The organism is Streptomyces sp. E2N166 (genome assembly GCF_003671715.1).
GTDB classification, from domain to species: Bacteria; Actinomycetota; Actinomycetes; order Streptomycetales; family Streptomycetaceae; genus Streptomyces; species Streptomyces thinghirensis.
Map to the genome: position 1 here is coordinate 627,449 of NZ_RAIF01000032.1, position 3,886 is coordinate 631,334.

The window sequence follows — 3,886 nt, forward strand, 5'->3', positions numbered from 1 at the left end:
CGGCGACGAACCGCTGCCGGCCCGCCACGACTTCCGGATGCGGCCGGACGGGGGCTGAGCCCGCCCGGCCCGCCGCTGCCCCGGCTACCCCCGCCGGTCCACGTACTCGTAGATCGCCCCGTCCGGGTGCCGGGCGATCAGGTTGCGGCCCACGGGCGTCGGGACCGGACCCGCGATGACGTCCGCGCCCAGCGAGGTGAGGACACGATGGGTCTCCTCGACGTCCGTCACGGCGATCGTCGCGGCGACCTTGCGCAACACCTCGAGCTGGGACTCGGGCCCGCTCATCAGCAGGAAGCAGCCGACCGCGGCGACTTCGACACCGCCGCGTTCGAAGCGGTGGGCCCGACCGCCGGCCAGACCTTCGTAGAAGGGGATCGCCTTGTCCAGGTCGTCGACGTAGATGCGCAGTGTGGCTCCCAGAATGTCCATGCGGACGAGCCTAGTTGGCGGGGGCGGGGTCCCACTCCCGGTCCCGGCCATGGAAGTTCCGCCCGCGGGTACCCGCAACGTATGGACCGCATGGATCACTTGGAACACCTGGACAAGCATCTGGTCGACGAACTGGCGCAGGTGGCACGCGAGACCGTGCGCGACGAGCTGCGGGAACAGACCCGGAAGCAGCGCCGCAAGGCCACGCTGTACGCCGCGTCCGGTGCCGCCGCCCTGTACGCGGGTGCCGCCCTCGCGCTCACCGTGGGCCTGGCCCTCGCCATCGGCCTGCCGGACTGGGCCGCCGCGCTGATAACGGCCGCCCTCCTGGGCGTCGTGGCCTACCTGCTGCGCGGTGCGGCCCGGCCCCACGCGTCCCGGCCGGGGGCCGGCCACGAGCACACCGTCGGTGGTGACGCACCGGGTGTGCCGCCGAGCGGACTCGGCATGCCGTACCCGCCGATGCCGCCCGTCGCGCCCGGTGGCGTCGGCGGCGCGACCGGCGCCCCGGGTGCGGGCACGCCCGCTCCTGGCGGCACCGGACCGGCGGCGCCGCGCCGGGACGACATCGACCCCGAGGCCCCGCACAGCCGCGGCTGACCGGCCGCGGCCAGAGCCACGCCCCCCGGACACGCGTCCGGGGGGCGTAACGCCGTGGAGGGGCGGGCCGCCTGAGTCAGGCCGGGGCAGGCAGGGTCAGGCGCCCTGCTGGAGCTGCGGCAGCACCTTCGTGCGATAGAAGTCGAAGAAGCCGCGCAGGTCGGGGCCGATCTGGTTGACGTAGACGCGGTCGAAGCCGGCGTCGGCGAACTCCTTCAGCTCCGAGACGTGCTCGTCCACGTCGTCGCCGCACACCCGGCTGTCCCGGACCATGTCCTCGGTGACCAGGGTCTGCGCCTGCTCGAAGTGCTTCGGCGAAGGCAGCACCTGGCCCAGCTCGCCCGGCAGTTGCTCGTTGGCCCACAGCCGGTGCACGGTCCGTACCGCCTCCTCCCGGTCGGTGTCGTAGCAGACCTTCGTGCCCCCGCTGACCAGCTTCCCGCCGCCCCCGCCCTTGCGGTACTGCTCCACCATCGAGGTATCCGGCATCATCGTGATGTAGCCGTCGCCGACCCGGGACGCCAGTTTGGTCGCCGCCGGGCCGAAACCGGAGATGTCGATCGGGACCGGCTCGTCCGGGACGGTGTACAGGCGGGCGTTCTCCACCGTGTAGTGCGTGCCGTGGTGGTTGACCTCCTCGCCGGTGAACAGCCGGCGCATGATCAGGATGGCCTCCTCCAGCATCTCCAGGCGTACGTGCGCGGCCGGCCAGGCGTCACCCAGGATGTGCTCGTTGAGCGCCTCGCCGGTGCCGACGCCGAGCCGGAAACGGCCGTCCGTCATCACCGCGCTGGTCGCGGCGGCCTGCGCCACCACCGCCGGGTGGATACGCACGGTCGGGCAGGTCACGGCCGTCTCGATGGGCAGCGACACCGCGTCGGACAGCGCGCCGATCACCGACCACACGAAGGGGCTCTGCCCCTGCTCGTCGTTCCAGGGGTGGTAGTGGTCCGAGATCCACAGAGCCTGGAATCCGGCCTGCTCGGCCATCCGCGCCTGTTCGATGAGTTCCGCCGGACCGTACTGCTCGCATGAGAGGAAATAGCCGTACTCGGGCATGAGGGATCGCCTCCGGGAGATGGGACGGGTGGGGTCTCGGCCCGGGTACCCGGGCGCCCGGCCGGAAACCGGCGGTGCGGGGCGTCGCACGGGCCCGGCGCACGTTTGGGTGCCCTGGCCGGGGGGACGCGGAAGGCTCACGAGGTACGCGACAGCCCGGAGGCGAACCGTGAGCCGACCCCGCATCGTGATCGTCGGTGCCGGCTTCGCCGGGTACCGGACGGCCCGCACCCTGTCCCGGCTCACCCGGCACCAGGCCGACATCACCCTGCTCAACCCGACCGACTACTTCCTCTATCTGCCCCTGCTGCCCCAGGTCGCCGCCGGAATCCTGGAACCGCGCCGGGTCAGCGTGTCCCTCTCGGGCACCCTGCCCCGCGTCCGGCTGGTCCTCGGCGAGGCCGACGGGATCGACCTCGACGGGCACACGGTGCACTACACCGACCCGGAGGGCGGCGAGGGCACCCTGCACTTCGACCGGCTGGTGCTCGCCGCGGGCAGCGTCAACAAGCTGCTGCCCATTCCCGGCGTCGCCGAGCACGCCCACGGCTTCCGCGGGCTGCCGGAGGCGCTGTACCTGCGCGATCACGTGACGCGGCAGGTGGAACTGGCCGCCGCTGCCGGCGACCGCGAGGAGTGCGCCGCCCGGTGCACCTTCGTCGTGGTCGGCGCCGGGTACACCGGCACCGAGGTCGCCGCGCACGGCCAGATGTACACCGACGCGCAGGTCCGCAAGCATCCGATGCGCACCGGCATGCGGCCCCGCTGGATGCTGCTGGACGTGGCGCCCCGGGTCCTGCCCGAGATGGACGAACGGCTCTCCCGCACCGCCGAACGGGTACTGCGGCAGCGCGGCGTCGACGTGCGGATGGGGACCTCCGTGAAGGAGGCCACGCACGACGGGGTCCTGCTGACCGACGGTACGAGTGTGGACACGCGCACGCTGGTGTGGTGCGTGGGCGTGCGGCCGGACCCCCTGGTGGAGTCCCTCGGGCTGCCCATGGAACGCGGCCGGCTGCTCGTCGACCCGCACCTCCAGGTGCCGGGGCGGCCCGAGCTGTTCGCGTGCGGTGACGTGGCCGCGGTGCCCGACCTGCACGAGCCGGGCCAGTACACGCCGATGACCGCGCAGCACGCCTGGCGGCACGGCAAGGTCTGCGCCCAGAACGTCGCCGCGTCGCTCGGCATCGGGGAACGGCGGGTCTACCGCCACCGTGACATGGGGTTCGTCGTCGACCTCGGCGGCGCGAAGGCCGCCGCCAACCCGCTCGGCCTGCCGATGTCCGGCCCGGCGGCGGGCGCGGTCACCCGGGGCTACCACCTGGCGGCGATGCCCGGCAACCGGGTCCGGGTCGCCGCGGACTGGCTGCTCGACGCGGTACTGCCCCGCCAGGCCGTCCAGTTGGGCCTCGTACGGTCCTGGTCCGTGCCGCTGGAGTCGGCCTCGCCGGAGGTGGCACGGGTGCCGGGCGGCGCGGGGAGCGCCGGGACACGGAAGAAGGAGGGCGCGGCGGGCGGAGACGACCCGGGGCGCCAGGACGCCCCCGAGTCCGCGGACGGCCACCGGTCGAGTCCCGAACCCGCCGGTACCAAGCCGACGACGGGCGCGCCGGACACCGAGGCGGCCAGGAGTCGGCCGGGTGGGAAGCCCGCCCGGAATCAGCCGGGTGGTGAGCGGGTCAAGAGCCGGCCGGCTGGTGAGGCGGCCAAGAACCAACCCGGCGGTGAGGCGGCAAAGAACCAACCCGGCGGTGAGGCGGCCAAGAACCAACCCGGTGGCGAGCCCGCCAAGAAC

The 3,886-nt window shown here is 73.4% G+C and carries 4 protein-coding genes; 2 read left to right on the forward strand and 2 right to left on the reverse strand.

Annotation, left to right across the window (positions count from 1 at the left end; genetic code table 11):
• Positions 1–84: 84 nt before the first annotated feature.
• Positions 85–432 carry a VOC family protein gene (locus tag EBH09_RS29985; RefSeq protein WP_121750033.1) on the reverse strand — a complete coding sequence of 116 codons (348 nt, stop codon included), beginning with the start codon at positions 430–432 and terminating at the stop codon, positions 85–87.
• Positions 433–513: 81 nt separating this feature from the next.
• Between EBH09_RS29985 and EBH09_RS29990 the strand changes: the two genes are divergently transcribed.
• Positions 514–1,032, forward strand: coding sequence for a phage holin family protein (locus EBH09_RS29990; RefSeq protein WP_121750034.1), 519 nt, complete (start codon positions 514–516; stop codon positions 1,030–1,032).
• Positions 1,033–1,128: 96 nt separating this feature from the next.
• On the opposite strand, the gene EBH09_RS29995 is transcribed toward EBH09_RS29990, so the two are convergent.
• Positions 1,129–2,091, reverse strand: coding sequence for an LLM class F420-dependent oxidoreductase (locus EBH09_RS29995; RefSeq protein ID WP_121750035.1), 963 nt, complete (start codon positions 2,089–2,091; stop codon positions 1,129–1,131).
• A 169-nt stretch (positions 2,092–2,260) separates the two neighbouring features.
• Here EBH09_RS29995 and EBH09_RS30000 point away from each other — a divergent pair.
• Positions 2,261–3,886 (forward strand): NAD(P)/FAD-dependent oxidoreductase (locus EBH09_RS30000; RefSeq protein WP_121750036.1); only part of this gene is annotated, 1,626 nt, incomplete at its 3' end.